We start from the raw sequence: 25,437 nt of genomic DNA, 5'->3' as shown, positions 1-25,437 counted from the left end.
CCACCCACCCCCCCCCCCCCCGGGGGGGGTGTGGGGGGGGGGGGGTGGGGGGGGGGGGGCGCGGTGGTTGGGGGGGGGGGGGGGGGGGGGGGGGGGGGCCCCCCCCCCGGCCCCCCCCCCCCCCCGCGACACCGCTTTCGCGCCAGGATGCCCGGTCTACGGCGTCATCGATGTGAGGCAGGGGTGGTGACGCGGACAACCTCGCTTGTGACGCTGGTGTGGGTGCCGTGCGGTGACGTCAGTGTGCCTGTTCCCGGCGACGCCGGGTGAGGACCATCAGTGCCGTACCGAGCAGGACGGCGATGACGCCGGCCAAGCCGATTGTGGCTACGGCGGCGCCGGTGCGGGGAAGGTTCCGGCCAGGCGGGGTAGGTGTGGCTCCCGGCGATGTCGTGCTCCGGGTCAGGAGAGCGGCACGCATATCCGCGTCGCGCTCTCCTGACCCGGCGTCGGGTTCGGAATCGGCCGGACTGCTGTCATCGCAGGCCGCCAGCTATTAGGCCGGTACCGCCTCACGAAGGGCAGGCTGCGCCTTGGCCCGTACCCGGCGTTCGGTCAGGGTGCCGAAGAGCAGGCCAAGGGTGGCCCAGGTGACGAACTGGGTGCCGAGCGAGGCCAGCCGGAACTCCCACAGCACCAGGGCCGGGAAGCCGTCGGGGACCTCGTTGATCGACGGCAGTGCGAGTTGTACCACGGTGATGAACACCGCGTACGCGCCAACCGCCAGCAGGGTGGCGTTCCACGCCCCGTACTGCGGGTGCAGCCAGCGACCGAGGTGGAGGGCGAGTAGACCGGCGGCGACCGCGATCACGATCATGAGGAAGTACAGGCCGGTCCGTTGGCCGAGGGTGTCCGGGTTACCGGTGGCCGGCGGGTTGGCCGGGTACTTCAGGAACGGCACCAGCGCCACCGTGACGAAGCCGGCGAGGCCGACGAGTGCGGCGGTGGCACGGGGTGAGAACCGGCCGATCCGGCCGTACGCGACCGCGAAGGCGAGCGCGAACAAGCCGCCGAGCGCCACCCCGTACACCAGGGCGGCGGTGGCCAGGCCGATGGTGCTCTGCACGGTGCGGCTGACCAGTTCGGGTTCGGCGGCGTCGGTGTGTGCGGCATCGGCCGCGCCGTGTGACGCCGCGTGGGCGGCGGCACCGGCGGCGGACTCGAAGTCGATGGCCTGCCCGACCGGTCCCTCACCGAACAGGGTGGCGAACAGGTACGCGGCGACGCCGGCGGCGAGGCCGACCAGCATCCCACGGATGAGCAGTGAACGAGGGGACAGCATGATGGCGGGTTCCTGTCGCTCAGTGGCAGGGGAATCCGAGCAGGTGGCGTCCGTCGTGGACGAACTCGTGCACCGTCTCGCCGGAGATCAGCGAGGTGACGCCCTGTTCGGCGCCGACGAAGTAGAGCAGTACGACCGCCAGGACCGCGCCGAAGATCGCCCAGGGCAGGATCTGGCGCAGCGGAATCGGTGCCGGCACCGGCACGGTCACGGCGGTCGGGGTCGGCAGTGCGGATACGTTTGCCATGGCAAACCTCCTCGGGATCACGCGTCCCATAGTGGTATCCGTGACGGCGGAGGGTCTGACTCCCGGATCCGTGGCACAGGATGCCTGCGGACAGCGGTTACAGTGGCGCGACCGTGCCGGTATCTCACCGGCTTCCTCTGCCGTCACGCTGTGGCCCGGACGGTACGGGCGGCCCGCGCGAGGTGTCAACATGCAGCACACGCCGGTGCTGAACGTCTCCTCACCCCTGCGTGCAGGGGCCTCGGCTACCCATGTGTCCGGCGATCCTCGGTACCGCGTTGCCCTCGAATGATGTCCAGTAACGAACTCTGCAACCGACGTGCATCGTGGGCACAGGCGCAAGAGCCGGCGGCGGCAGGCTCGGCAAGAGCCCGCTCGACTTCCGCGATCACCGCGGTCGCCTGCCGTAGGTCATGGGTGAGACGTTGAACGCGGGCGTTCCACGCCCCGACCTGCCTTCGAGACGCATCGAACCGTTCATATTCTTCCGATGTCAACACGACCACCTCGTCGCCGTCCAACGCGATCCGGCGAGGTTCCGGACGTCTGCTCATTCGTGAATGATCCTTCCGTTCCGGCGGGCGGCTGGGGAGGTGACCGTCGTTGCCGTTCAGTGGTCCGGTTTCGCTATGCCAGCGAGCCATTCGCAGGTGTTCCGGGATGGGCTGGGTGGGCCTCTGTGTGCGCCGCCCATCTGGCTGGTAGAGGTCTCGGATTCTGATGGTTGCCGGTTGGGTGTAAGAGGTTGCTGTGGCCCGGTTGGTACTGATCGTTGGTCGGTTTCAGCGGGGTGGAAGTGGATTGTTGGCTGGAAGTTCGCTCGTCGTGCGGCGCGTCGGAAGGTGGCGAGTGCGGCGGGTCCGGCGAGCAGGATGAGGAGGAAGTTGGTGACGGCTCGGCCGGTGTCCCAGCCGAGTGAGGTGGCGATGTCGAAGAGTAGGTAGCGCTGCCACTGCTCGGTGAAGGACAGTCCGGGTTGGTAGGCGATGGAGCTGCCCGGGTCGAGGGAGAACGGCCAGAACGAGAGGTTGAGCATGAAGCCGAAGAAGTAGCCGGACACCGCCCCGAAGCCGGCCAGCAGCAGGATTTCGGCCTTGCCTCGGGCGCGGGGGAGGAGGCCGGCGAACAGGCCGACCCAGGCGCAGCCGAACATCTGGTACGGCATCCAGGGTCCGACCCCGCCGGTGAGCAGTGCCGAGGCGAACAGGGACGTGCAGCCGAGGGTGAAGCCGAAGCCGGGGCCGAACACCCGACCGGCGAGGACCAGGATGAAGAAGACGGTTTCGATGCCGGCGGTTCCTGCGCCGAGTGGGCGTAGGGCCGCGTTGATCGCGGAGAGGACGCCGAGCATGGCGAGGGCTTTGGCGTCGATGCCACCGTCGGCGACTTCGGCCAGGATGACGGCGAGGACGAGCAGGAGCAGCAGGCCGAACATGAGCGGCGGGGTGTAGGAGGCGCCGAACGTGCCCGGTGCGACGACGAACGGCCAGAGGAAGGCGACGAAGCCGATGAAGGAGGCCATCGTGATCGTGACGATGGTGCGGGTCCGTACCCGGATCGCCGCCCTGGTCCGGTCCATCAGTCGCTGATCTGGTCGAGGGCGGCGGCGACCTGGCCGACGGTGAGGTACTCCAGCGGGGCGAGGATCTTTGCGACCTGTGGGGCGAACGCGGGTGAGGCGACGATGACCTCGGTGGTCGGCCCGTCGGCGACGATGTCGCCATCGGCCATCACGATGACCCGGTCGGCCGCCTCGGCGACGAACTCGACGTCGTGAGTGGCGACAACGACGGCGTGTCCCCGTGCCGCGAGGTCGTCGACGATGCGGACCAGCGCCTGCTTGGCGGGGTAGTCCAGGCCCCGTGTCGGTTCGTCGAGCAGCACGACCCGTGGCGCGGCGCGGAGTTGGATGGCCAGGACCAGCGCGAGGCGCTGTCCCTCGGAGAGGTCACGCGGGTGGATGGTGTTACTGATGCCGAGGGCGATCCGGTCGAGCAGTTCCCGCGCGGTGAGCGGGGACGCGTCGGCTGATTCGTCATCGGCCTGGGCCAGTTCGGCGCCGACTGTGTTCAGGTAGAGCAGGTCGGCCGGGGTCTGTGGGACGAGGCCGACCAGGCGCCGCGCCTGGTGCGCCGACACCGTCTTGGGATCGGTGTCCTCAACACTGACCGTGCCGTCCTGCCGTGGCCCGGAGCCCTGCACGGCCCAGAGCAGAGATGACTTGCCGGAGCCGTTGCGGCCCATCAGCGAGGTGACCTGCCCGGCCCGCAGGTCGAGGTCCACTCCTCGTACGGCGATGACGTCGCCGTATCGGACCAGGAGCCGCCGGGCCGACAGTACGGTCGCGCCGGGTTCGGCTCCGTCGGGTCGTACGGCGGGAACCGCCCGGCGGTCGAGTTGCTGGCGAAGTGCTCCGGCCCGGCGGCGGGCGTCGCGTACGGACAGTGGCAGCGGTGACCAGCGCGCCAGGCGGCCGAGTTCGACCACCGGAGGTGCGACGCTGCTGGTGGTGAAGAGTTCAGCGGGCGGTGCGGTGGTGATGGTGCCGTGCCCGTCGAGGTGCACGACTCGGTCGGCGTACTGGACGACGCGTTCGAGGCGGTGTTCGGCGAGGACGACGGTGACGCCGAGGTCGTGGACCAGGCGGGTGATCGCGGCGAGGACTTCCTCGGCGGCGGTCGGGTCCAGGGCCGAGGTGGGTTCGTCCAGGACCAGGATGCGGGGGTGGGCGGTGAGTACGGACCCGATCGCAACCCGCTGCTGCTGTCCGCCGGAGAGTTCGTGCAACGCCCGGCGCCGCAGGTCGGCGAGGCCGAGCAGGTCGAGGGTTTCCTCGACCCGTTTGCGCATGGCGGCCGGGGGTATCGCGAGTTGTTCCATGCCGTAGGCCAGTTCCTCCTCGACGGTGTCGGTGACGAAGCCGGCGAGGGGGTCCTGCCCGACGACGCCGACGACGTCGGCGAGTTCGCGGGGTGGGTGGGTCGCGGTGTCCCGGCCGTCGATGGTGACCCTGCCCGTGAGGGTGCCGCCGGTGAAGTGCGGGACCAGGCCGTTGATCGCACCGAGCAGGGTGGATTTGCCGGCGCCGGTACGCCCGACGACCAGGCACAGCTCGCCTTCGTCGAGGCGCAGCGTGACGTCCCGGAGCACCGGCTGGGTGGCCCCGTCGTAGGTGATGCTCACCCGGTCAAAGTCGATCAAGGAGTCACCTTCGTCGGTTCCGTCTCCGTCTTGGTCGCCCGTCGTGCGGGTGGCGGGGCGATTCCGCCGGCCCGGTTCGTGGGTCGCGGCGGTGGTGGGGCGGCGACGGCGGCGCTCGCGGCGACCAGAATCGCGACGGTCGGCAGGAGCGGTAGCGGTGGCCAGGTCAGCGGGTACAGGGAGGGGTTGACTTCGGCGGCGTTGAAGTTGGTGGTCAGGACGAGCAGTACGGCGGAGGCGACGCCGCAGCCGGCGACGATCCATTCCGGTATCGCCCACGGGTCGGGTCGGTAGCTGGTTCGGCTGACCCGGCGGCTTCCCAGGGCCAGGCCGGCACAGCACAGGACCGCGCCGCCGAGCAGTGTCGGGAAGCCGAGCAGTCGGGGTGCGGTGGCGTCGAGCAGCCCGTACACCCCGGCGCAGAGGCCGATCATTCCGAGGAGCATCAGGGCGGCGGTGATCCGGCGGGTGCGGGCGGTGGCGGTGCCGGTTCGCCCGTACCCCCGGGAGTCCATCGCGGCGGCCAGGCGCAGTGCGCGTTCCAGCGCGTCTTCCAGCACCGGAATGGCGATGCTCCGCAACGCGCGCAGCCCTCTGCTCCTGCCTGCCCGCAGGCGCCGGGCGCGCGCCACCCGCTGCACGCTTTCGACGAGTTGTGGTGCCACGCTCAGGGCGACGGTGACAGCGACCCCCAGCTCGTAGAGGGCGCCGGGCAGGATCCGTAGCGCTCGTTTCGGGTTGGCGAGGGTGTTCGCGGCGCCGATGCAGCAGAGCATGCAGGCCAAGCGGAGGCCGTCGATGGCGGCGGACAGGACCGCTTCGAGGGATACCGGTCCGCCGATCTGGATGCCGGCGTACCAGTCCGGAGTTGGCAGGTGCGGCAGGGCGAACAGGATGTGGTCGTCGGGGGTGGTGCCGGTGGCGAAGACGGCGCGGAAGACGACCCGAATGGTGATGACGGTCAGGGCCAGCCACAGGTAGTACTTGAACGCCCGCGCCCAGGGTGCGTCACCGCGCCGGGCGGAGACGACGTAGCCGAGGACGGCCAGGACCAGCAGCAGGAGCAGCGGGTTGCTGGTCCGGCTGACCGCGGTGGCCAGCCCGATCGCCCAGAGCCACCATGCGACCGGGTGCAACGACCGGGGGACCCGGCGATACTGCCCGCCCTTGTCAGCGGGTGCTGGTGTGGTGACGCGGGACAACCTGACCACCTACGGTGTGCGTCGCCGACGCCAGGCGGTGTATCCCCCAGCGGCGCCCAGGATCAGGATCAGTCCCACCCCGATCAGGACGGGAGTCGCCGAACCGGAGTCGGTCCTGGCTTCGGCGGCCGGTGCCGCGTCGACGATCACCGGTCCGGATGTCACTGAGGCGCTCGCGGATGGTGACTCCAGCGCCGGTGCTGATGGAGATGCGCTGGCATCGGCAGGCGGGCTGGTGACCAGGTCCGGGGTTGGGCTGCCGTTCTGCGGTGGTGCGACGGCGGTGGTAGCTCCGGGCTGCGGGTTGGCAGAGGCTGTCCGTGGCGGTGCGGCGGTGGGCTTCGTGTCCCCGACCGGTGTGGTGTTGCGGGCCCGGACGGAATCGGGGGAGAAGGTGGGTCCTCCCGTGGTGCCGCCGATGTCGGTGCCACCGAAAATCCACAGGTCGACGCTGCCAGGGTTGGGTCGGTAGCTCATCGCGCCGAGCTGGCTGTAGCTCCAGGTGTTCTGGCCCGGGTCGGCGTGCCAGTACGACCAGTACGCCGACGCCGGAGGAGTGAACACGCACGCCTCGTCGTCCGGGGTCGGATACTGCTTGCCACCCTCGTGACCGCTGTAGCCGATCCGGCAGATGAACGCCGGCCCGTCGTGCCCGGTCCCGGTTGTCTGCCACCCGCCCTGGTTGAGCAGGGTGTACCCGGTGGTGGGGGTGGTGCCGCAGGAGCGCAGGAGCGGCCCACCCCAGTCACTGAAGTCGACCGCCAGGATCACCCCGGAACTGGTGGTGCACTGGCCGATCGGCAGCGGTGCCGCTGTGGCGGGCGCGGCGGCGACGGGTACCTGGATCAGGACGACCGTGACGGCGGCGACCAGGCGGAGCAACCGACGCGTCACGACTGCACCTCTTCGACGGCCCTACGCTGGCGACGTGTGGCCGTCACCAACGCGGCTCCGCCACCCAGTAGCGCGATCGCGAGCCACACCAGCCGCAGGACGTTGTCACCGGTCAACGGCAACGGAGACTGACTCCCTCCCTGACCGCCAGGAGGCGAGGGTGTGCTACTGGGGACGGGGACGGCGCTCAGATCGCGGTGCAAAACCCCGAACGAGGTGCCTACCGTTCCGCCGACCGCCTGGGTGGAGGCCCGCACATCCGAGCCCCGCTGACCGGTCGAGGCGACGTTGAACCCGCCGTCGCTGTTCTGCTGCGCGGCCAGGAACCCTCGGGCACGGGCGATCTGGGTGGCGTACCGCTGCTGGTCGAGGCTCAGGCCCTGGATCGCCAGGGCTGCCGAGTTGACAGAGTTACCGGCTGCGCCGGGGAAGCCGCCGTCGGCCAGCTGCGTCGACGCGATCCAGGCCAGCCCCTTGTCGACCGCCGCTGCGGCGTCGTCCCCGGGGACGAGGTCGAGTGCCATCGCCGCCATCGCGGTGCTGTCCACGTCGCCGTCGGTGGCGCTCGGCGCCGGGATGAGGCTCGGCCAGGACCCGCTGGGGGACTGGAGGTCCATCAGGAAGCTGGTCGGCGCCGCCGCTTTCGTGGTCTCGCCTGCCCGCAGTTGGGCCATGATGCCCAGTGCCTGCGAGAAGACCGAGGTCGCGTTGGCGTAGTTTCCCGCCCCGGCGCACCTGCGGTTGGGGTCGGTCGTGGCCTGCGTACAGACCGCCGCGTCGAGCGCGGCGATCAGGTCGTGCCCGGCGAACGCGCGCGGGTTACGGCCGACGACCTCGGCGAGCAGCGCGGTCTTGGCGATCGACCCGCCGTTGGCGTACGGGGTGCCGACGCTGGTCCAACTGCTGATTGTCCGCCCTGCGCCATCGGTGCCTCGTTGATCGAGGAAAGCGACGATCTTTGCCAGGGCGGGGTCGTTGCCGCCGGTGGCGGCGAGCGCGTACGCGCCGTCGATGGTCAGCCCGAAGTCGGCGGATCCGGTGCCGGGGACGCTCTCGTAGTAGTGACCGTGAAGGAGGTTCGCTGGTGCGACCAGGTACGCCACACCTTTGACCAGGTCCGGTATGGGGCCGCTCGGCGGTGGGCTCGTGGACGGCGACGTGCTCGGCGTCGCGCTGCTCGAAGGTGTCGGGCTGGCGGTGGGCGTCGGTTCCGGGTCGCTGGGGTCGTGCCGCAGCGTGGTCAGCGTGGCGCCGGCCAGAGCGGGCACGGCCAGCACCGTCGCGTAGGGGTCGGAGTCGACGGTGTTCTCGTCGCCACCGAACCCGCCGTCGTCACCCTGCCTGGCGATGAGCCAGTTCTGCGCCGAGGCCGCCGGGGTGGGCTGGGCGAGGACGAGCATTGCCTGCGCCGCGAGGGCGGTCGTCCCGGTGTCACCGCCCTGGGCGCCCAAGTAGGGTGGGAAGCTGCCGTCGGGCCGTTGCTGACCGAGCAGATACGTCTTCGCCTCGGCAACGGTGTCGACGGCGTCGGGGACGAGGGTCAGCGCCTGTACGACGGTCCCGGTGGTCGCGGGCTCCGACTCGCATGGCTCGCCCTGGCGGATCATTGCTCCGGAGAATCCGCCGTCGGTGCACTGCATCTGGCTCAGGCGGTCGACGGCGGCGGTCGGCACGGGGAGGTTGGCGCGGGCGAGGGTGAGGATGCCGAGTGCCTGTGCGCCGGGTGAGGCGGCGCCGTAGAAGTCCCCGGTGTCGGTGCAGTTGCCGTCGCCGCCCGGTGCCGGGCAGAGGTGGTCGGTCAGGGCGGTGAGCAGGTCGTGACCGCCGAACGCGGCCGGGTCACCGCCGGTGATCTCGGCGAGCAGGGCGAGGTTCGCCACAGCGCCGGAGTTTGGTGGTGAGCCGACCCCACCGGGATAGGCGTACTCGGCGGCCCTGCCGGCCAGGTAGTCGACGATCGCGGTCAGGGTGGGGTCGTGGCTCTCGGAAGCGGCGAGGGCGATGCCGACCTTCGCGGTGAGGGCGAAGTCGATGGTGCCCCAGGCCTCGTTGTAGATGTGATTACCGTCGACGAGCTGCTCCACCAGGTATTCGGCTCCCCGGGCCACCGCGACACCTGCGGGGGTGGAGGGTGTCGGTGACGGTGTCGAGCTGGCGCTCGGAGTGCCGGGTGTGGTCCGGCCGGGGTTCGTCGCCCGAACCGATGCGGGAGTGAACGTTGGTTGCCCCGTGGTGCCGCCGATGTCCGTGCCACCGAACACCCACGCCTCGACCTGTCCCGGCTGCGGCCGTTGGCTCAGCGCGCCGAGGGGGCTGTAGGTCCAGTGGTCCTGTCCGGCCGGGGCGAGCCAGTATGACCAGTACGCGGTGGGAAGTGGGGTGAGTTGGCAGGCTTCGTCGGCCGGTGTGGGGTATTCGGTACCGCTGTTGAATCCGGCGGTACCGATCCGGCAGATGAATCCAGGGCCGTCGTGGACGGTGCCGGTCGTGGTGAAACCGGCCTCGTGGAGCAGGTCCATTCCGGTGGTCGGGGTGGCATCGCAGCCGCGCACCACCGGTCCGTCCCAGTGGCCGAAGTCGACCGCGACGACCGCGCCGCTGCTGGCGGTGCACGCCTCGATCGGGTCGGCCACCGCCGGGACGGCGAGCGGGATCAGGGTGATCGCACCGGCGACCGCGACAGCGGAGGTGGCGGCGAGCAGTACGGTTGTGAGACGTCGCCGACCGGGAGCAGAGCGGGAAGGGGCGGCGGCCACGGCACTGTGGTAGTCAGCGCTGCGCATGACCGGGCCTCGGCTTCGGACGGTGGCAGGTGGTGCTCATGCGGCCTCCCCTGGGCGGTGGCCCGAACGCGGAAGCCGAGCACGCCTGGCCGAGCCAGGGAGCGCTGATCCCGCGCCGCGGACCTCGACGGCGCTTGTGCTGGTACGGATTCAGCGCAGGTATTCCGACTCGTCCACGACAGTGGACCTACGGTTGCGGGCCAGCGCCGGATTTTGACCGGCTTCCCCTGACTGCTGAACCAAGTGAAACGAGGTCATCTGACCACACCCCGTTACCGCAGTCAACGTTGGGGCGAATGTCCGATCAGGTGGGCACCGTCACTACTGACGGCAACCCGGCGAGTGCGCTAGCGTCGCCGCATCACCACGTGGGGGAACCCGGTGCGAATCCGGGGCTGACGCGCAACGGTAAGAAACGGTACCAACCGGTTCAAGCCCGAATGCCTACGTGGAGACGCACCACAGCGGATCCCGACCACGCGCAGCGGCCGGCGACCGCCTTGCCCGCGGCGCCGAACGGACACGCGGATCGGGGCGACTCGTCGGTTCCCGACCGAAGGAGTCCCACCCATGGACCGCACCGTCCCCGACCGAGCCGCAACCCGGCCGATCCGAACCCGCCGCACCGTCACCGCCGGGCTTGCCTGTGCGGCGATCGCCGTCCTGATCACCCCTACCACCGCCCATGCCACCTCCACCCCGGCACAGATCGCCACCTCGCGCACCAACGGCGTCGCCTACCTCAAGACGTTGCAGGCCGCCGACGGAAGCTTCGCCAGCAGCGGCCTGTCCAACGAGTGGGCCTTCAGCGCCTTCGCCGCCGCCGGTACGGCCGCCGTCGACATCGCCCCCGGAGACGACGTCACCAAGAACGCGCGGACGGTCTACCGCAACCAACTCTCCGCACCGTCCTGGCCCGGCGCCTCCCCGGTCGTCACCGACTACGAGCGAGCAGCGTTGAACGCGTACGCCGCCGGCATCGACCCGGCACGAGTATCGTCCGGTCAGAACCTGATCGCAAAGATCGCCTCCTACTGGCAGCCCAGCGCACCCGGTTACTACGGCCCACCCGCGAACTTCAACGGCACCGTCTTCGCCCTGCTCGCCCTCGCCGGCGGCAAGACCCAAGCCGGAGCGCCGCGGGTGCCGCAAAGCCTGCTCAACGCCTCGGTCACCGTCGTCCGCGCCAACCAGCACACCGACGGCGGCTGGAATTTCAGCCAGGCCGCCGGAAATCCGGCCCAACTCGCCGCGCCGAGTGACATCGACATGACCGGGGCGACCATGGCCGCGCTCTGCGCCAGCGGCGTCGCCAACACCGACAGCGCCGTCCAGGCCGGCAAGAACTTCCTCAAGAGCAAACTGATCAACGCCTCCGGCGCGTTCAACTCCATGTTCGGGGCCAACACCAACTCCAACGGCTGGGCCGTCTCCGGGCTCAACGCCTGCGGCATCCCCAGCCAGGGCATCGACTTCACCACCCCGGCCGGCAGGACACCCATCGACTTCCTGCGCGCGCAGCAGTTCACCCCGGGCGGCGGGTTCCGCTACCTGCCGTCCGACACCGCCCCACAGCCGTACGCGTCCATCGACGCCGTCCGTGCCATCTCCGGCGGCGGCTTCACCGCGACACCCCCGGTCCCGGTCACCGCCGGAGCGCCGCAATGGGTCGGCACCACCACCTTCACCAGCGGGCAGACCAGCACCCTGGCTCTGGTCATCGACACCGGCACCGGCAGCCCGAACGTCTGCTCGGTCAGCGTCACCCCGACCGGGTCCACCACCACCCTCGGCGCGGTACTCGACGCCGCCACCACCGCGGCCACCCCGACCGGCTGTGTCACCAGCCGGGCACCGACCTCCGGTACCGGAACCGTCACCTCGATCAACGGTGTCACCAACAGCGGCGCATCGACCTGGAAACTCAGCGTCGACGCGGGAGCGGCAGCTGCGGCTACCAGGGGGGCCACCATCAGCCTCGGTGACACCATCTCCCTGCGATACGGCAGCTAAACAGCATCTACCGTGTAGCCAGCACGGCGACCCGGGTGGCAGCCCTTTCTGAGAGGTGCCACCCGGGTCTGTCGTCCTCAGCCGAGGTCGACGCCGGGATAGAGCGGGAACGGGGCCAACAGATCCGCCGCCTGCTTGCTCACCTGGTCTGCCACGACGGGATCGATCTGGTACTTCGCCTTGGATCCTGCGCTCGGGGTGGTACTGCTCAGCACGGTGTGGATCAGATCGGCGATCTGATCCATCTCGGCGGCGCCGAGGCCCCGGCTGGTCAGGGCCGGGGTGCCGATACGGATGCCCGAGGTGTACCAGGCGCCGTTCGGGTCCTGAGGGATCGCGTTGCGGTTGGTGACCACACCACTGGCGAGCAGGGCCTGCTCGGCTTGGCGGCCGGTGAGGCCGAACGGGTGCACGTCGATCAGCACCAGGTGGTTGTCGGTGCCGCCGCTAACCAGTTGGATGCCGCGCCGTAGCAGCCCTTCGGCGAGGGCCTGACTGTTGGTGACGATCTGCTGGGCGTAGGTAGCGAACTCGGGCTGACGGGCCTCGGCGAAGGCGATCGCCTTCGCCGCCATGACATGGCTGAGCGGGCCGCCGAGCACCATCGGGCAGCCACGGTCGACCTGGTCGGCGAGTTCGGGCTGGGCGAGGACGGCACCGCCGCGCGGACCGCGGAGGCTCTTGTGCGTTGTCGTGGTGACGATGTGCGCGTGCTCGACGGGGTTGTAGTCGCCGGTGAAGACCTTTCCGGCTACCAGACCGGCGAAGTGCGCCATGTCGACCATGAGGGTCGCGCCGACCTCGTCGGCGATCTCGCGCATCGCCGCGAAGTCGACCTTGCGGGGGTACGCCGAGTAGCCGCCGACGATGATCAGCGGTTTGAACTCGCGGGCCGTTTCCCGCAGCGCCTGGTAGTCGATCCGCCCGCTGGACGGGTCGACGCCGTAGCTGCGCTGGTCGAACATTTTGCCGGAGATGTTGGGGCGGAAACCATGGGTGAGGTGGCCTCCGGCGTCGAGCGACATGCCGAGCATCCGCTGGTTGCCGAACGCGGCGCGCAGCTCGGCCCACTCGGCGCCGGTGAGGTCGTTGACCTGACGTTTTCCGAACTTCCTCAGGTGCGGGACCTCGACCCGGTCGGCCAGGATCGCCCAGTACGCGACCAGGTTGGCGTCGATGCCGGAGTGCGGCTGGACATACGCGTACGGCGCGCCGAACAGGGCCTTCGCGTGCTCGACCGCGACCGCCTCGACGGTGTCGACGTTCTGGCAGCCGGCGTAGAACCGGCGGCCGATGGCGCCCTCGGCGTACTTGTCGGACAGCCAGTTGCCCATCGCCAGCAGCACAGCCGGCGAGGCGTAGTTCTCGCTGGCGATTAGTTTCAGCGACTCGCGCTGGTCGCGCAGTTCGTTCACGATCGCGTCGGCGATCCGCGGCTCGACGGCGCGAACCGCCTCGATCGTGGAGCGGAAAGCAGTGGATTCGACGTTCAATGTCACTCCCGGGTCAAGCCGGGCGGGTCCGCTTCGAACCCGCCCGGCAAGGTGTTGTCAGTTTCCGCGCACCTCGGCGGCGGCCGCGACCAGGTGCCGCAGTGATGCCTCGACCTCGGAATAGCCGCGGGTCTTCAGACCGCAGTCAGGGTTGACCCAGAGTCGGCGGGCCGGGACGGCCGCGACGGCGCCGCGTAGCGCCTCGACCACCTCGTCGTGGGTCGGTACCCGGGGCGAGTGGATGTCCCACACGCCGGGTCCGACACCCCGGCGGTAGCCGATCGCGGCGAGGTCGTCGAGGACCTCCATCTTCGAGCGGGACGCCTCGATGCTGGTCACGTCCGCGTCCAGGGCGTCGATCGCGGTGATCACCTCACCGAACTCGGAGTAGCACAGGTGGGTGTGGATCTGGGTGTCGTCGGCGACCCCGCTGGTCGCCAGGCGGAACGCGCCCACCGCCCAGTCCAGGTAGGCCCTCTGATCAGCCTTACGCAGGGGCAGGGTTTCGCGTAGGGCTGGTTCGTCGACCTGGATGACCTTGATTCCGGCGGTCTCCAGGTCGTGGCACTCGTCGCGCAGGGCGAGTGCAACCTGATCTGCGGTGTCACCTCGGGGCTGGTCGACGCGGACGAATGACCAGGCGAGGATGGTGACGGGGCCGGTGAGCATGCCCTTGACCGGCCTGCTGGTCAATGACTGGGCGTAGGTGGACCATGCGACGGTCATCGGTGACCTGCGGGCCACGTCGCCGTAGATGATCGGCGGACGTACGCAGCGGGAGCCGTAGGACTGCACCCAGCCGTGATGGGTGGCGGCGAACCCGTCGAGTTGCTCGCCGAAGTACTGGACCATGTCGTTGCGCTCCGGCTCGCCGTGCACCAGCACGTCCAGCCCCAGCTCCTCCTGTAGCCGGATGACGTGCTCGACCTCGGCACGCATCCGCTCGGTGTAGCCAGCGTCGTCGAGAGTGCCGGCGCGCACTGCCGCGCGGGCCTTGCGCAGCTCGGCGGTCTGCGGGAAGGAGCCGATCGTGGTGGTCGGCAGCTCCGGCAGCCCCAGACGTTCCTGCTGGCTGGCGGCCCGGTCGGCGTAGTCGCCACGCTGCCGGTCCCCGGAGCCGAGCGCGGCGAGCCGCGCCCGCACGCCGTCGTGCCGCCACGCATCGGGGGCGGGTGGCAACGGTGCGGGCAGGTGCGCGGTGCCGTCGCGCAGCGCCCGTCCGAGCAGCACAACCTCGTCCACCTTCTGCCTGGCGAACGCGAGCCGCTCGTACAGGCGCGCGCCGAGGTGGGTCTCGACGGACAGGTCGACCGGAACATGCAGCAGCGAACAGGACGTGGACACCGCGACGTGGTCGGCCAGCCCGGCGACCGTCGCCCCGGCGGCGACGGCGGCACGCAGGTCCGTACGCCAGATGTTGTGGCCGTCGACCAGGCCGGCGACGATGGTCTTGCCACGCAGCGGACCGGCGGCGGCGAGCCGGTTGAGGTTATCCGGCCCGGCGACCAGGTCCAGACCGACCGCCTCGACCGGGGTTTTCAGTAGGGCAGGCAGGGCGTCGCCGAGCTCGCCGAAGTAGGTCGCGACAAAGATCTGCGGCCGGTGTTCGACTTCGCCGAGCCGGACGTAGGCACGGCGCAGGGCGTCGATCTCCTCCGGGCTGCGGTCGGCGACGTAGGCGGGCTCGTCCAACTGCACCCACGCCACACCCGCCTCGGCCAGCGCACCGAGGATTCCAACGTACGCCTCGACCAGGTCGTCGAGGCGGGCGAACGGATCGTCGCCCTTGGCCAGCAGCAGGAAGGTGGCCGGCCCGACCAGCACCGGGCGGGTCTTGATGCCCAGGTCAGCGGCTTCGGCGTACTCACGTAGCGCCTTTGCGGGGTTCGCGACAAAGGCGATGTCCGGCCCGATTTCCGGGACCAGGTAGTGGTAGTTGGTGTCGAACCACTTGGTCAGTTCGAGGGCCGGCTCGGCGTCGACCCCTCGGGCCATGGCGAAATAGGTGTCCAGCTCGGAGAGGCCGAGCCGGGCGAACCGGTCGGGGATCGCTCCGACGGCGACAGCGGTGTCGAGCACCTGGTCGTAGTAGGAGAAGGTGTTCGACGGGATCGAGTCGAGCCGGGCGTCGCGCAGTGTCCGCCAGACCTCGGCGCGGAGGGTGGTGGCGGTGTTTGCCAGGCTGTCGGCGTCGATGGTGCCGGCCCAGTATGCCTCGACGGCCTTCTTCAGCTCGCGGTTGGCACCGATGCGGGGATAGCCGAGCACGGTGCTTTGACCGAATGCGGTGGTGCTCACGGGGGGTCCTTCCCTCGAAGCGTCCGGCGGACACGGGAGGGGGAAGACAGGGTACGGCCACGTACCATCTCTCCGCCCTAGCCCTCCCGAGAGGCCGCTGGCGGCGCACACCGGCGGTGTGCGCAGCGCTGGCAGGTCTTCGGACTCGTGGGCATGACACAAGGTCGCCTACTGGCCGTCGCTTCCCAGACCTTACGGTCCAGTGCTTTGATGACGGCGGTCGTTCCCACTCACCGCTGCGGGGCAGTCCCGGTCTCACACCGGGTTCCCTCTTACGACGCCTTACCCTGACGGGTCGGGCGAACCAGCACCGCTCGCCATCGTACGGGGCGCGGGGCGGTTTACGGGCCAGGGTGTCCGAGGCGCGAGACGGTGTCTCAGCGTTGCGTGATTGACTTGACCTCCGATGTCCACCGCAGCGGAGGATGCCGCATGGGCCGCAAAATCGACCGCCGTACTGTGATCGTCGATGGCCGCGAGATGGTCGCGATAGCGCCTGCGGACTTCGAACGCCTGGACGCCTCCCGCCGGCAGGTGGGCGCGCGGGTCGCGCGCGTCGTGCGGTTACGCCAGGAGTTGCACGACGCTCATGCCCGCATCACGCGAGTCCGGGCCATCCTCACGGACGCTCAACCCGCCGAGTGCGTTTGTGATCGTCTCGCTGCTGTCCTGGGCGACGAGAGCGCCCAGGACAGCAGTCTGACTCACCCGATCAGAAGTCGTCGTCGAAGCTGACCGAGCCGCTCACCCCGACCTGGTAGGCCGACACCCGCCGCTCGAAGAAGTTTGACAGTTCCTGGACGTCCTGCAATTCCATGAACGCGAACGGGTTCTTGCTGCCGTACATCGGGTCGATGTTGAGCACGGCCAGGCGTCGGTCGGCGACGTGTTGCAGGTACTCCCGCATGTCTGTCAGCGACATCCCGGAAATGCCCTGTTCGAGCAGGTCGGCGGCGAACTGGACCTCGCATTCGACGGCCTCGGCCAGCATGTCCCTGACCTGCTGTTCCATGTCGGCGTCGAACAGGTCAGGCTCCTCGGCCCGCACGGTGTCGACGACGTCGAAAGCGAACGCCATGTGCATCGACTCGTCGCGGAACACCCAGTTGGTGCCGGAGGCGAGCCCGTGCAGCAGACCCCGGGAACGCAGGAAGTACACGTAGGCGAAGGCGCCGTAGAAGAACAGTCCCTCGATGCAGGCGGCGAAGCAGATCAGGTTGAGCAGGAACGCGCGCCGGTCCTCGCGGCTCCTCAGCTCCCTCAGTTCGAAAATGGAGTCGATCCACTTGAAGCAGAACTCGGCCTTGCGGGCGATCGACGGGATGTTTTCCACCGCCGCGAACGCGGCGAACCGTTCCTTCTCGTCCGGGACATACGTGTCGAGGAGGTTCAAATAGAACTGGACGTGCACGGCCTCCTCGAACAGTTGCCGGGACAGGTAGAGCCGGCCTTCCGGGGAGTTGACGTGCTGGTAGAGGTTGAGCACCAGATTGTTCGCGACAATGGTGTCGCCGGTGGCGAAAAGCGCTACCAGCCGGGACACCAGGTGCTGCTCGGCGGGGGAGAGCTTGGTCAGGTCGGCGAGGTCGGAGCCGAGGTCGACCTCCTCGACGGTCCAGGTGTTCTTGATGGCGTCCCGGAACCGGTCGAAGAACTGCGGGTAGCGCATCGGCCGCAGGGTTAGGTCCATGCCGGGATCGAGCAGCATGTGCCGCTCAACGGTGCTGGTGTTGTCGCTGGTGCGGAGTTCGGGAATGGCGGTCACTGGCAGGCCTCGCAGCTTTCGGGGTTTTCCAGGGAACAGGCCAGCGCCTCGTCGTCGGCCACCGCGACGATCGGCTTGACCGCCGAGGTGACGGCGACGGTGGCCTGCTGGATGCGGGTCGCGGGACGCGAGCGCAGGTAGTAGGTGGTTTTCAGCCCGGACTTCCAGGCGTGCAGGTACATGGAGGAAAGCTTGCCGATGGTCGGTGCGCCGATGAACAGGTTCAGCGACTGTGACTGGTCGATGAACGGGGCCCGGGCCGCGGCCAGGTCGATCAGCGCACGCTGCGGCAGCTCCCACGCGGTGCGGAACAGCTCCCGTACGTCGGCGGGCAGCTCAGCGATGCCCTGCACGGACCCCTCCGCCCGCTTGATCTGGTCGCGGATCGGCGCCGTCCACAGCCCCCGTGCCTTCAGCTCCCGGACCAGATAGGTGTTGATCTGGAGGAACTCGCCGGACATCGTCTCGCGCTTGAACAGGTTCGACACCTGCGGTTCGATGCACTCGTAGCAGCCGGCGATCGAGGCGATCGTCGCGGTCGGTGCGATCGCGACCAGCAGCGAGTTCCGCAGACCGTGGGTGGCGATCACCGCGCGCAGCGCGGCCCACCGTTCGACCTGGGCGGGCTCCGCACCCCACAGGTCGGGGTGCAGCTCGCCGCGGGCGGCACGGGTTTCGGCGTACGAGGGGTGCGGGCCGAACCGCTCGGCGAGCCCGGCAGAGGTTTCGAGTGCGGTCAGGAAGACCTCCTCCTGCACCCGGGTGGACAGCTCCTTTGCCTCGGCCGAGTCGAACGGCAGGCGCAGCGTGAAGAACGCGTCCTGTAGACCCATCAGGCCGAGGCCGACCGGCCGCCAGCGCGGATTGGACGCCGCCGCCTGCTCGGCCGGGTAAAAGTTGATGTCGATCACCCGGTCGAGGAACACCACCGCCGTCCGTACCGTGGACCGCAGCTTCTCCCAGTCGACGCCATCGATGGTTATGTGCTCGCCGAGGTTGATCGAGCCCAGGTTGCACACGGCGGTCTCGGTGTCGCTGTTCACCTCCAGGATCTCGGTGCACAGGTTCGACAGGTGGATGGTGTTGCCCGGAGCGCCGGTCTGGTTCGACAGTCGGTTCGAGGCGTCCTTGAACGTCATCCACCCGTTGCCGGTCTGCGCCAGGGTCCGCATCATCCGCCCGTACAGGTCCCGGGCCTTGACCGTCTTGACGGCCTTCTTCTCGGCCGCCCGGTACGCCTCGTCGAAGGCCTCGCCGAAAAGGTCGGGCAACTCGGGGGCGTCGGACGGGTCGATCAGCGACCAGTCGCCGTCGGCCTCGACTCGCCGCATGAACTCGTCCGGCACCCAGTTGGCCACGTTGAGGTTGTGCGTACGCCGGGACTCCTCGCCGGTGTTGTCCCGCAGTTCCAGGAACTCCTCGATGTCCGGGTGCCACGGCTCCAGGTAGACGCAGGCCGCGCCCTTGCGTCGACCGCCCTGGTTCACCGCCGCCACCCCGGCGTCGAGCGTCTTGAGGAACGGCACGATGCCGTTCGACCGGCCGTTCGTACCCCGGATCAACGCACCGCGACCACGTACCCGCGACCACGAGATGCCGATACCGCCGGAAAACTTCGACAGCTTCGCAACCTGGTGGTAGCGCTCGTAGATCGAATCGAGCTCGTCACGTGGGGAGTCGACCAGGAAACACGACGACATCTGCGTGTGCCGGGTGCCGGAGTTGAACAACGTCGGTGAACTCGGCAGATAGGCCAGGCTCGACATCAGCCGGTAGAAACCGATCGCCTCACCCGGTGTCTGCGACAGGCCGCAGGCCACGCGCAACAGCCAGTACTGCGGCGTCTCCACCACCAGGCGGGACTCCGGATGCCGCAGCAGGTACCGGTCCGCGACCGTACGCAGCCCGAAGTACTCGAACCGCAGATCCCCCTTCCGGGTCCACGGCATCGTCCAGCTTGCGGGCATTACGCGCGACGAACTCGGCCGTGTCGTCCCCGATCAACCCGAGCTGGTGCGCGTGGCGAATCGACTGACTGAAGCTGGCCACGCCCTGCCCACGAACCTCCTTGTCCACGTACGCGGCCAGCAACCGCGCCGCGAGCTTCGAGTACTGCGGCTCCTCGCCAATCAACTCCGCGGCGGTCTGGATCGACAGCTTGTCCAGCTCAGCGGTGGTCGCCCCGTCGTACAGGCCGCTGATCGTCTTCGTCGCCACCCGCAGCGGATCCACCTCGTCCAGGTCTCCGACCCAGCGCTCCACCGCGCGGACAATCTTGTTCACGTCGACTGGCTCGGTGTCGCCGTTGCGCTTACGGACCTGCATCACGTGCCGGCGCTGTTCCGGTACCGCCTGTTCGAGCAGACCCTGCTCCCGTGTTGGCGTCATGTCCCCCTCCTCATGCCTGTCCACGAGGTCGACGGACGCGCAGGGGGAACGCCACTGTTCGCCTGACGGCGTGCCTGCCACGACGGACCGGCTGATGGCGTCGGCCGTCCCACGCGACCTTCGACCGCCACACGCGTCGCGTGCGGCGCGCTGGCAGGTCTTCGGACTCGCGGGCGTCGTACTCGTACCTACTGGCCATCGCTTCCCAGACCCAGTACGGGTCCAGTGCTGTGTGACGGCGGTCGTTCCCACTCACCGCTGCGGGGCAGTCCCGGACTCACACCGGGTTCCCTCTTGCCTCGGCCACCGCGCGGAGCGGCGGTCGAACCAGCTGCGAGAGACACCATATATGGGCGCCAGGCTGAATCGGCAACACCAGATGTCGTGTCGGGCGTGTCGCGGCGCACCGTCACCACATGGTGCCCCGGGTGATGCCTCCCGGTCCCGACGGCGTACGGTGCAGAGCGTTGGCCGAACACGGGGCGGCCGGCATGTCTCGAACGAGCGCGCCGCTGAAGTCGAAGCCGTGCCCGATCAGACGACGGTGGTCCTGGCTGAGCTCGTGACGGGCCGCCCACGGGAACCTCGGCTACCGGTGCCGCGCTACCGCTGTACGGTCTCGTTTCGCCTCGAAGGTTCACCCTGGGTCAGCGACGGGTGCAGATCCGTCGAGATCGGCGTTCCGTTTGCCCTCGATGCGGGCCACGCGCCAGATGGTGAGGGCGGCGACCCAGGTCAGCGCGAAGAGTCCGACGATGACGTACCCGACGAGGTTGAGATTGAGGTTGCCGATCGCCGCGAGCGGACCATGTTGGATGTCGAGCTTGTCGGTCAGGATCGAGATGAGTTCGATGATGCCGATCATGAGCGCCACCGCGACGGAAAGCCCGGTCAGGGTGATGTTGTAGTAGACCTTGCGGACGGGTTTGGCGAACGCCCAGCCGTAGGCGTGGATCATGAGGTAGCCGTCGATGGTGCTGAGCAGGCTCATTCCGGCGGCGAAGAGAATCGGCAGGGTCGGCACCGCGTACCAGGGCAGGCTGAAGGCGGCGGCGCCGCCGGCGAGGACGAGGAGGGAGACCTCGGTGGCGGTGTCGAAGCCGAGTCCGAAGAGCAGCCCGATCGGGTACATCTGCCAGGGGCGGGTGACCGCGCGGGTCGCTCCGGCCAGGATCCGGTTCATCAGGCCCCGGTTGTTGGGCTGCTGTTCCAGGGCCGCCTCGTCGTAGGCGCCGTGCCGCATCCGGCGAAAGACCCTGATCACACCGACGAGCACCACCAGGTTGAGGATGCCGATGAGGTAGAGGAAGACGCCGGAGACGGTGGTGCCGATCACCCCGGTCGCGGTCTGTAGTGCCGAGGAGTCGTCCTGTACCTGTCCGGCGAGCGCCCGTACGCCGATCCCGAGCAGGAAGCAGAGCCCGAACACGACGTCGGAGTGACCGAGGGAGAACCAGAATCCGACCGAGACGGGTTGCTGGCCGTCGGTCATCAGCTTGCGAGTGGTGTTGTCGATCTCGGCGATGTGGTCGGCGTCGAAGGCGTGCCGCACGCCGAGGGTGTAGGCGGTGACGCCCAGGCGCGATTCATCGGTGGATACCCGCTGGTCAGCGTGTGGCCACTGCCCCGACGCCCGATGGTCCACCGGAGCGGACACCCGACGGGATTGTGTTCGGGGCAAGCATTTCCGCCACAACCGGGGTGAACTCGGCGACGTGCCGCCAGATTCGGGGTGCCGCAGCGGCGGCGGTCGCGACGGTGGCATCGGTCTGGCGAAGGAAGGCGAGGTGACGGCAGGCGTGCACCGCGACGTCCAGGGGGCGGATCTCGGTGGGGGAGGGGGCGAGGGGATCGTCGGAGCCGAGCACCGGTGCGGGTGCGACCGGCGTCGTCGCGGCACCCGGCCGGGGGTCGGGTAGAGCGACGTAGGTGACGATGAGGTGACGGTCGGCGAAGCGCCACGAGGTGGAGTGCAGGAGCCCGTCGGGATGCCCCGACGGCAGCTCGGCCAGCGACCGCGCCACGGCATCGGGATGTTCACCCCGCAGGGGTGCGGAGATGACGCGAAACCGCAGGCCATCCAGGTCGGCACTGATCAGGAGCACCTCGACAACAACGGTCGTCGTCGGTGCGGCGGCGATGCGCGGTGACGATGGCACCTGATCAGCTTAGGAAGAGGGTCGTTCCGATCTCGGTGGGTCCCGGAGATTCACTCCGCCGAGAACCGAGCGGGACCGTTCAGCCCTCAGCGGATGCGGCCACCTCCCATCCCGTGCCGGCCTCGGTGTCGTTGACGACCAGTCCGGCGGCTGTCAGAGCAGCACGGATGCCGTCCGCAGCCTGGTACGCCTGCTCCGCGCGGAGCTGGTCGCGTACGCGAAGGAGCGGTTCCACCAGGGGGCGAAGCAGTTCGTGTGGGTCTCGGAGGCCCACGGCGGCGGCGTGGCCGAGCCGGACGATGAGGCTTCGCAGCACGGCGCGAGCCTGGGTCGTGCCTTCGTCCTCGTCGGTGTCCGCCGCCCAGACGCGGATCGTCTCCTCGAGGTCGAGAATCACCGCCACCATGTCGTCGGCTGCCCCGGCCAGTCGGGCTACCTCGAAGCGCCGCTCGCAGTCCAGTGTCACGTCTGGCAGGGGTAGTGGTTGCGCTGCCCGCGAGGGTTGGACCGGGACCCGGCTGGTCGCCGTCGGCGCGCGTAGGTCGCCGCGGGTTAGCGCGCGCAGCTCGGTCAGAGTCAGGGTGGCACCGGCCGGTAGTACGTGGCTGCGGCCGGCGCGGCGTACTGTCATGCCACCTCGGCCGGTGATTTCCACGTCGCCGCTGAGCAGGTCGAGAACCACCGCGGTGTGTTCGTCCACACCGAGGATGGCCGCGTCGTCGGACAGGTCCTGTTCGAGGACGGTGAGGCGCCGTTCGCCGAGGTACGAGTAGCGGGTGTCGTGGGTGCCGCCCTCCGTGTTGTTGTAGTGGGGTATCACCACCACCTTGAGGTCGAGCCCGGCGAGCAGGTCGAGCCCTTCGCGCCAGTGCGGTGCGGCTCCGACCTTGTAGATTTCGTAGACCGGAACGGCGAGATACCCCATCGTGGCGGCGGCTGCGGAGGCGAACACGGTCGCCCCTCGCGGACGTCGTACCCGCTCGGCCAGGGCGGCGGCGACTGGTTGACGGTGCCACTGGTCGAGGGCGTAGGAGGGGCTTCCCGGACCGGAGAAGAGCCAGTCTGCGGTCCGCACCATGGCCAAGCCCCGATCGGCATCCGACCCCGCGGGTGCTCGACCGCGCATGCCCGGCGCGACCGACACCCGTAACCCGACACTGTCGTGAAAGTAGTGCTGCGCGCGAGCGGAGATGTCGGCGACATTTTCCTGAAAGCCGTACGGCGTCTCGAGCAGCACCGCGTTCGGTCGGTCCGACGGCAACTGGTCGACCACTGCGCGGTGGACACTGACCATGGTCGGGCTTGTCTCACCGGAACCCATGATGACGAGCAGTGCGCACTCGGTCCGCTGCATGAGCTGCCTCCTCGGCCCCATTCGAGCCCGCGTCCACCTCGGACCGTAACCCACGGTCGCTACGACGTCACGTCGGTACCCCCGCTGTTCGGTGTTGCTTCGACACCAGTCCTCTGGTGCGCGGACCAATCAGCGGTGCCGGAAGAGTCCCTCGTTGACGTTCGGTCGCGAGCGGGAAGAGGGGCGATCGTCGGAAGCGTCGGCGTGAAGGCGAGTAGTTTGCCGGCGGATGAAGGGAGGGGGTGACCTCTCTTAAAGCCGCCCCTGGGCTATTGCCACTACTTTGCAACAGTGGCACCGTGGTCGTCGGTGGAGGTCAACGAACCGCGCGGGTGCCGAGTCACGCCGGCCGGGTAGGTGACGTCCACCTGCGCTCGGTGCCGTTCGTGTCCGGACCAGGGTGTGCGACCCACACGCCCTGCTGACGGCCGCACGGTTGGTATGGCCGAGTGTGCGTGTAACTGGACCGGATCACGATGCTCAGGCCGGCGCCGCTGGCTTCGGGAGCGGGTGTCGTGATCCGGCGCCGGTCCGCCCTGATGCCCCGGTTCTCGGGGACGCCGGCAGGTAGGCGCCTCGGGCTCATCGGCCGACACCACGCAGGTGGGTGAGATGCCTACCCGGGGCCGTGGAGCAGAGCCCTGCGGAGGATCGCGGACGGGTCCGCACCGAGGTCGAGCTGGCTCGGGGTGGCGTCCGCGCGGACGAGCAGGTCTCCAACCGCGGCGATCATGGCCCCGTTGTCGGTGCAGAGACGGGTTGACGGCACCCGCAGGCGGATGCCGGCGGCCATGCATCGCTGTTCGGCGAGAGCACGGACCCGGCTGTTCGCGGCGACTCCACCGACGAGGAGCAGGGTGTCGACGTGGTGGTCCCGGCAGGCGGCGACGGCCTTGCGGGTGAGGGTGTCGGCGACGGCCTCCTGGAACGAGGCGGCGACATCCGCGACCGGTAGCGGCAGGTCACGATGCTGTTCGACCCAGCGGGCGACGGCGGTTTTCAGACCGGAGAACGAGAACCGGTAGGGCGGGTCGTGCGGTCCGGTCATCGGGCGGGGGAACAGGATCGCGTTCGGGTTCCCGTCGCGGGCGACCTGGTCGATCGCCGGTCCGCCGGGATAGGGCAGGCCGAGCAGGCGGGCGACCTTGTCGAACGCCTCCCCGGCGGCGTCGTCGACCGTGTCGCCGAGGTGCATGACCGGGTCTCGGGCGAGGTCGCCGATCAGCAGGAGCGACGTGTGCCCACCGGAGACGATGAGCGCGACGCAGCGCTGGGGGAGGGGCCCGTGTTCGAGTACGTCGACCGCGGCGTGCCCGGCGAGGTGGTGTACGCCGTAGAGCGGTACGCCGAGGCTGAGCGCGTACGCCTTGCCGGCGGCGAGGCCGACCTGGACGGCGGTGGCGAGTCCGGGTCCGGCGGTGGCGGCGACCGCGCCGATGTCGGCGAAACCGATCCCGGCCTGGTGCAGCGCGTGTTCGACCATCGGTGTGATCGCGTGCAGGTGGGCGCGGGCGGCGATCTCGGGTACGACTCCGCCGAAGCGGGCGTGTTCGTCCATGCTCGTGGCGAGCGCGTCGCCGAGCAGCACTCCGTCGGCGACGATCCCGACACCGGTCTCGTCGCAGGATGTCTCGATGCCGAGGACGACCGTCACAGTGTGCTGTCCTGCTCCACCCCGACGCCCACGCCCGGGTGTTCGGCGCTGGCGATCAGGATCTGCTTGCGCTGCTTGATCGGGAGCCGGTCGACGTAGGCGAGGCCGTCGAGGTGGTCGACCTCGTGCTGGAAGCAGCGGGCGAGGGTGCCGGTGCCGTCCAGCCGGATCGGTTCACCGTGCAGGTCGACGCCGGTGACAGCGGCGGTGGCGGACCGCGCCAGGTCGGCGTGCTGCCCCGGTACGGACAGGCAACCCTCGGAGTCGATCACCAGTTCCCGCTGTTCGGGCAGGTGCAGCACCGGGTTGATCACGTGGGTGATGGTGTGGGTGCCGGTGGCGTCGGGGCAGTCGACGACGAAAATCCGGGCGTCGACGCCGATCTGGTTCGCGGCGAGGCCGACCCCGTTGGCGGCGTACATGCTGGCGAACATGTCGTCGACGAGCGCGGCGAGCGCGTCGTCGAACACGGTCACCGGCGTGCACCGGTGGTGCAGGACCGGGGTGCCGTAGCGGGTGATCGGCCTCGGGGTGCCGGCATGCCTCTCCATAGCTGCCCATACTATGCAACTGCAAAACTCTGGCAGTAGGGGAGCGGGTCTGATGCGTACGGCGGAGATCAAGCGGCGGTACCTGGCGCATTTCGCGGCGAATGGCCATACCGTGGTGCCGTCCGCTCCGCTGCCCGCCATCAACGATCCGAA

Annotated in this window: 18 protein-coding genes, 1 pseudogene and 5 riboswitches; of the genes and pseudogenes, 2 read left to right on the top strand and 17 right to left on the bottom strand. The window is 69.2% G+C overall.

The genetic code is table 11. From position 1 onward, the window contains the following. Positions 1 to 238: 238 nt before the first annotated feature. The 8 genes from ACI2K4_RS29105 to ACI2K4_RS29070 all read right to left on the bottom strand — a co-directional run bounded on the left by ACI2K4_RS29105 (position 239) and on the right by ACI2K4_RS29070 (position 9,609). Positions 239 to 421, bottom strand: coding sequence for an LPXTG cell wall anchor domain-containing protein (locus ACI2K4_RS29105; protein WP_404515930.1), 183 nt, complete (start codon positions 419 to 421; stop codon positions 239 to 241). A gap of 75 nt (positions 422 to 496) precedes the next feature. Further along, a complete protein-coding gene (locus tag ACI2K4_RS29100; protein WP_404515929.1) occupies positions 497 to 1,282 on the bottom strand; it encodes a CbtA family protein in 786 nt (261 codons plus the stop codon). A gap of 19 nt (positions 1,283 to 1,301) precedes the next feature. Further along, complete coding sequence (locus ACI2K4_RS29095; protein ID WP_404515928.1) at positions 1,302 to 1,529, bottom strand: CbtB domain-containing protein; 228 nt, start codon at positions 1,527 to 1,529, stop codon at positions 1,302 to 1,304. 30 nt (positions 1,530 to 1,559) lie between these two features. Continuing rightward, a riboswitch (cobalamin riboswitch) is annotated at positions 1,560 to 1,722 on the bottom strand. 417 nt (positions 1,723 to 2,139) lie between these two features. Further along, positions 2,140 to 3,108 carry an ECF transporter S component gene (locus ACI2K4_RS29090; protein ID WP_404515927.1) on the bottom strand — a complete coding sequence of 323 codons (969 nt, stop codon included), beginning with the start codon at positions 3,106 to 3,108 and terminating at the stop codon, positions 2,140 to 2,142. After that, on the bottom strand, positions 3,108 to 4,730 hold the full coding sequence (locus tag ACI2K4_RS29085; protein WP_404515926.1) for an ABC transporter ATP-binding protein: 1,623 nt from the start codon (positions 4,728 to 4,730) through the stop codon (positions 3,108 to 3,110). The genes ACI2K4_RS29090 and ACI2K4_RS29085 overlap by 1 nt, the downstream gene beginning before the upstream one ends. Then, positions 4,727 to 5,932: an energy-coupling factor transporter transmembrane component T gene (locus ACI2K4_RS29080; RefSeq protein ID WP_404515924.1), complete on the bottom strand. Its 1,206-nt coding sequence runs from the start codon at positions 5,930 to 5,932 to the stop codon at positions 4,727 to 4,729. Before ACI2K4_RS29080 ends, ACI2K4_RS29085 begins: the two co-directional genes overlap by 4 nt. 9 nt (positions 5,933 to 5,941) lie before the next feature. Next, positions 5,942 to 6,826: a hypothetical protein gene (locus ACI2K4_RS29075; protein WP_404515922.1), complete on the bottom strand. Its 885-nt coding sequence runs from the start codon at positions 6,824 to 6,826 to the stop codon at positions 5,942 to 5,944. Next, positions 6,823 to 9,609: a prenyltransferase/squalene oxidase repeat-containing protein gene (locus tag ACI2K4_RS29070; RefSeq protein WP_404515920.1), complete on the bottom strand. Its 2,787-nt coding sequence runs from the start codon at positions 9,607 to 9,609 to the stop codon at positions 6,823 to 6,825. Before ACI2K4_RS29070 ends, ACI2K4_RS29075 begins: the two co-directional genes overlap by 4 nt. Before the next feature lie 136 nt (positions 9,610 to 9,745). Beyond that, positions 9,746 to 9,878, bottom strand: a riboswitch (cobalamin riboswitch). Positions 9,879 to 9,942: 64 nt separating this feature from the next. After that, positions 9,943 to 10,076, top strand: a riboswitch (cobalamin riboswitch). Between the two features lie 103 nt (positions 10,077 to 10,179). Between ACI2K4_RS29070 and ACI2K4_RS29065 the strand changes: the two genes are divergently transcribed. Continuing rightward, positions 10,180 to 11,622, top strand: a complete 1,443-nt coding sequence (locus ACI2K4_RS29065; protein WP_404515917.1) for a prenyltransferase/squalene oxidase repeat-containing protein — start codon at positions 10,180 to 10,182, stop codon at positions 11,620 to 11,622. Between the two features lie 77 nt (positions 11,623 to 11,699). On the opposite strand, the gene ACI2K4_RS29060 is transcribed toward ACI2K4_RS29065, so the two are convergent. Then, on the bottom strand, positions 11,700 to 13,121 hold the full coding sequence (locus ACI2K4_RS29060) for a glycine hydroxymethyltransferase (RefSeq protein WP_404515916.1): 1,422 nt from the start codon (positions 13,119 to 13,121) through the stop codon (positions 11,700 to 11,702). A gap of 51 nt (positions 13,122 to 13,172) precedes the next feature. After that, complete coding sequence (gene metE / locus ACI2K4_RS29055; protein WP_404515915.1) at positions 13,173 to 15,413, bottom strand: 5-methyltetrahydropteroyltriglutamate--homocysteine S-methyltransferase; 2,241 nt, start codon at positions 15,411 to 15,413, stop codon at positions 13,173 to 13,175. Between the two features lie 112 nt (positions 15,414 to 15,525). After that, positions 15,526 to 15,737: riboswitch (cobalamin riboswitch) on the bottom strand. A gap of 108 nt (positions 15,738 to 15,845) precedes the next feature. Here metE and ACI2K4_RS29050 point away from each other — a divergent pair. Next, entirely contained in the window at positions 15,846 to 16,148 is a 303-nt protein-coding gene (locus tag ACI2K4_RS29050; protein ID WP_404515914.1) for a hypothetical protein, read from the top strand. Here the strand turns inward: ACI2K4_RS29050 and ACI2K4_RS29045 are convergent. The 7 genes and pseudogenes from ACI2K4_RS29045 to def all read right to left on the bottom strand — a co-directional run bounded on the left by ACI2K4_RS29045 (position 16,126) and on the right by def (position 25,284). Beyond that, positions 16,126 to 17,121: a ribonucleotide-diphosphate reductase subunit beta gene (locus ACI2K4_RS29045; protein ID WP_404516092.1), complete on the bottom strand. Its 996-nt coding sequence runs from the start codon at positions 17,119 to 17,121 to the stop codon at positions 16,126 to 16,128. The genes ACI2K4_RS29050 and ACI2K4_RS29045 overlap by 23 nt on opposite strands. Positions 17,122 to 17,174: 53 nt before the next feature. Then, positions 17,175 to 19,566: pseudogene (locus tag ACI2K4_RS29040) on the bottom strand (ribonucleoside-diphosphate reductase subunit alpha). A gap of 134 nt (positions 19,567 to 19,700) precedes the next feature. Continuing rightward, positions 19,701 to 19,913, bottom strand: a riboswitch (cobalamin riboswitch). Between the two features lie 290 nt (positions 19,914 to 20,203). Continuing rightward, entirely contained in the window at positions 20,204 to 21,223 is a 1,020-nt protein-coding gene (locus ACI2K4_RS29035) for a HoxN/HupN/NixA family nickel/cobalt transporter (protein WP_404515912.1), read from the bottom strand. After that, a complete protein-coding gene (locus ACI2K4_RS29030) occupies positions 21,174 to 21,725 on the bottom strand; it encodes a hypothetical protein (RefSeq protein WP_404515910.1) in 552 nt (183 codons plus the stop codon). Before ACI2K4_RS29030 ends, ACI2K4_RS29035 begins: the two co-directional genes overlap by 50 nt. A gap of 79 nt (positions 21,726 to 21,804) precedes the next feature. Beyond that, on the bottom strand, positions 21,805 to 23,079 hold the full coding sequence (locus ACI2K4_RS29025; RefSeq protein WP_404515908.1) for a hypothetical protein: 1,275 nt from the start codon (positions 23,077 to 23,079) through the stop codon (positions 21,805 to 21,807). Between the two features lie 616 nt (positions 23,080 to 23,695). Further along, on the bottom strand, positions 23,696 to 24,733 hold the full coding sequence (gene tsaD, locus ACI2K4_RS29020) for a tRNA (adenosine(37)-N6)-threonylcarbamoyltransferase complex transferase subunit TsaD (protein WP_404515906.1): 1,038 nt from the start codon (positions 24,731 to 24,733) through the stop codon (positions 23,696 to 23,698). After that, positions 24,730 to 25,284, bottom strand: a complete 555-nt coding sequence (gene def, locus ACI2K4_RS29015) for a peptide deformylase (protein WP_404515904.1) — start codon at positions 25,282 to 25,284, stop codon at positions 24,730 to 24,732. Before def ends, tsaD begins: the two co-directional genes overlap by 4 nt. Positions 25,285 to 25,437 lie beyond the last annotated feature (153 nt).

Source organism: Micromonospora sp. NPDC050397 (assembly GCF_044901685.1).
Taxonomy (GTDB): Bacteria; Actinomycetota; Actinomycetes; order Mycobacteriales; family Micromonosporaceae; genus Micromonospora_G.
Note: the sequence above shows the minus strand (reverse complement) of the source record. Positions and strands in the feature narration are given on the sequence as shown.